The 3,156-nt window shown below is 51.9% G+C and carries 5 protein-coding genes; 4 read left to right on the top strand and 1 reads right to left on the bottom strand.

What is annotated here, in order from left to right; all coding sequences use genetic code 11:
* From AC1HCM_RS06715 to AC1HCM_RS06700, 4 genes are all read left to right on the top strand, one after another.
* On the top strand, positions 1-483 hold a 483-nt coding region (locus AC1HCM_RS06715), incomplete at its 5' end, for an HlyD family secretion protein (protein ID WP_479460997.1).
* Positions 484-506: 23 nt separating this feature from the next.
* Positions 507-1,466 carry a nitroreductase family protein gene (locus AC1HCM_RS06710; protein WP_479460996.1) on the top strand — a complete coding sequence of 320 codons (960 nt, stop codon included), beginning with the start codon at positions 507-509 and terminating at the stop codon, positions 1,464-1,466.
* Between the two features lie 10 nt (positions 1,467-1,476).
* Positions 1,477-1,842 (top strand): histidine triad nucleotide-binding protein, encoded by a 366-nt coding sequence (locus tag AC1HCM_RS06705; RefSeq protein ID WP_479460995.1) that lies wholly within the window; start codon positions 1,477-1,479, stop codon positions 1,840-1,842.
* Between the two features lie 4 nt (positions 1,843-1,846).
* Positions 1,847-2,788, top strand: coding sequence for a bifunctional riboflavin kinase/FAD synthetase (locus tag AC1HCM_RS06700; RefSeq protein ID WP_479460994.1), 942 nt, complete (start codon positions 1,847-1,849; stop codon positions 2,786-2,788).
* Here the strand turns inward: AC1HCM_RS06700 and AC1HCM_RS06695 are convergent.
* On the bottom strand, positions 2,771-3,082 hold the full coding sequence (locus AC1HCM_RS06695) for a hypothetical protein (RefSeq protein ID WP_479460993.1): 312 nt from the start codon (positions 3,080-3,082) through the stop codon (positions 2,771-2,773). The two genes, AC1HCM_RS06700 and AC1HCM_RS06695, sit on opposite strands and share 18 nt — an antisense overlap.
* Between the last annotated feature and the right edge of the window lie 74 nt (positions 3,083-3,156).

Genomic DNA, 3,156 nt, shown 5'->3' with positions numbered 1-3,156 from the left:
ATAGACAGGAGGGTTCAAGCCCTTGAGAGGCAGAGGCAAGCTCTCCTCAAAAAGAGAGAGGATGTGGAAAACCTCCTCAAGGAGACGACTCTGAGGAGTCCCATAGAGGGCTACGTTGTCAAGAGGTATATAAGCAGGGGAGAGGTTGTCCGTCCAGGGCAGTACATTTACGCCGTCTATAACCCGGAAGACATTTATATTCTCGTCCTTCTTGAAGAGACGAAGCTGGAGGGGGTCAGGGAGGGGAACGAGGTGGTCGTGAAGATAGACGCCTACCCCGATGAGGAGTTCAGGGGTGTTGTAAAGGAGATAAACAGGGCAACCGCGGCAAAGTTCGCCCTCATACCGAGGGATATAACAGCCGGAGAGTTTACCAAGGTAGCCCAGAGGATACCCGTCAGGATTGAGATAACCGAAGGGAGGAAGGAGCTCCTGAGGGTGGGTATGGGAGGTGAGGTCTCAATTGAGCTCGTCAAGGATTAAAATAGATTGAGGAGGTGAGAAAGATGGGGGAAGAGAAGAGAGAAAAGGACCTGAGAAAGGAGGCGAGGGAGCTCTTCAGGACCTTCTTTGAAAAGACAAAGGACATACAGAAGGCAACCGCAGAGACCATAAAGGAGATGACCGACAAGACCCTGAAGGAGGTCCAGCCCTCAAAGGAGAAGGTGAAGGAGATAACCGAGGGGATACTTGAGGGTATCCAGGAGACTAGGAAGCAGATGGGTGGAAGGCTTGAGGGCGTGATAAAGACACTTCAGGAGCTAACCGCCAAGACAGCAACGGGTGTGGCGGAGCTCGTTTCGGGGGTTCTTGAGGGCGTGGAAGAGGCGACCCTCAAGGAAAAAAGGGAGGAATGCCTGAAGTACATACAGGATAGGAGGTCCATAACCTTCTTTGACCCAACCAGAGATGTCCCCGACGAGGTGATAAAGGAGATACTCAACATAGCCGCCTTATCTCCCTCGGGTTACAACCTCCAGCCCTGGGAGGTGATAGTCGTAAAGAGCAAGGAAAAGAAGGAAGCTCTGAAGGAGATATGCTACGGTCAGGACAAGGTCACAGATGCGAGCGCCAACATAGTCGTCATAGCCAACCTCAACGCTGCCGAGGAGCACGTTGACAGGGTCTTAGACAGCTGGGTAGAGCTCGGGTATATCCCCGCAGACCAGAGGGAGTCTCTGAAGGAGACTATACTCGCCGGCTGGAAGAGTCCAGAGAAGAGGAAGAGGAAGGCTATAAGGGACAGCGCTCTCTTTGCCATGAGCGTTATGATAGTTGCCCGCTACTTCGGGCTTGAAACCCACCCGATGGAGGGTTTTGATGAAGCCAAGCTCAAGAGATTCCTCCGCATAGGCAAGAACAGGCTCGTTCCCCTCATAATAGCCATAGGCTACAAACACCCTGAGAAAGAGCTCCTCCCGAGAGCCTACAGATTCACCTTTGAGGAGTTCGGCAAGATCGTCTAAAATAAAACCCATGCAGGAAAAGGACTGCATCTTCTGCAAGATAGTGAGAGGAGAGATACCCTCCAACAAGGTCTATGAGGACGAGCAGGTCTATGCCTTCCACGACATAAACCCTGTTGCACCCGTTCACATATTGATAGTTCCCAAGAAGCACATACTCGGCATACAGGAGCTCAGGGAAGAGGACGAGTGCCTCGTCGGTCACATGTTCACAGTTGCGAGAAAGATAGCCGATGAGCAGGGGCTCACACCCGACGAGGAGCTTAACGGCGGGTACAGGCTCGTCTTCAACGTGGGAAAGGATGCTGGTCAGAGCGTTTTTCACCTTCACCTCCACCTCATAGGCGGAAGGGTGATGGGCTGGCCCCCCGGTTGATGTTATGAAGCCCTTCTTCCTCAAGCTCTCGGACAAAAGATGTCCGATAAGTATAGAAAAGCTCCCCCAGCTTGCTGAAAAAACCGCTGTTACCGTGGGGAACTTTGACGGCGTTCATCTTGGACACAGATACCTCCTTGAAACCCTGAAGGAGAAGGCACACAGTAGGGGTCTGAAGACACTCGTCGTTACCTTCTGTCCCCACCCGCTCAAGGTTCTCGCTCCAAAGCTACTCCTGTGCGAGCTATCAAGTCCAGAGGAAAAGATTGAGCTCTTAGAGAAGGAGGACATAGATTACCTGAGCTTCATAAGGTTTGATAGAGAGTTCTCCCATATGAGCGCCAAAGACTTCCTTGAGGAGATCCTTTACAGGAGGCTGGGCTGCAGGTACCTTCTCGTCGGATACGACTGGAGGTTTGGCTACAGAAGGGAGGGAGAGATTGAGCTCGCAAGGGAGGTGGGAGAGAGGCTCGGCTTTGAGGTTGAGCTGGCATCTCCCTACAAGAAGAACGGACACATAATAAGCTCAACCCTCATCAGGAGGCTCCTCCTTGAGGGAAGACTTGAGGAGGCTGAGGAGTTCCTCGGGAGGAGGTACTGGATAAGGAGGAAGGTCGTCAGAGGTGAGGGTAGGGGAACTAAGCTCGGCTTTCCTACCGCCAACCTGAAAGGTACCGAGAACCTGTGCCTGAGGGAAGGGGTATATGCGGTTATCGTGAACGACGCCCTCCCGGGCGTGGCTAATTACGGGTACAGACCTACCTTCGGTGGTAAGAAGAAGGTCCTTGAGGTTCACATCCCCAACTTCAAGGAGGACCTGCGGGGGAAAAAGATAAAGGTAGAGTTCGTAAAGTTCCTGAGAGAGGAGAAAAAGTTCCCCTCCCTTGAGGAGCTCAAGAGGCAGATTGAGGAAGACCTAAAGAGGAGCTTAGCCCTCCTCTCCTGAGTAAACCCTCCTTACCTCACCGCTCTTAAGGAGAACGAAGCTCTTCTCAAGCCTGTCCCTTATCCCCTTCTTGTTGGCGAGGAAGTTCTCCAAACCCTTTGTATCCCCGTGGGACTTCAGGAGGTAATCCCTGACCTCCCCGTTGTCAAAGTGGATCTTCACGGGAAGGCAGAAGAACTTTGAGTCCTCAGCCTCACGGCACCTCTCTATCTCTCCAACCACTTCAATCTTAACGCTTCTGGCAACTACCTCTTCGCCCACCAGCATAGCCTTTTCTATTATAAAGCTTGACAAAATGAATTATATTATTTACCTACCATGCAAGAGGTTAAGGCTGACAAGGAGCTTGATATAAGAGGTGAGGTGTG

This window comes from Hydrogenivirga sp., from assembly GCF_056450045.1.
Note: the sequence above shows the minus strand (reverse complement) of the source record. Positions and strands in the feature narration are given on the sequence as shown.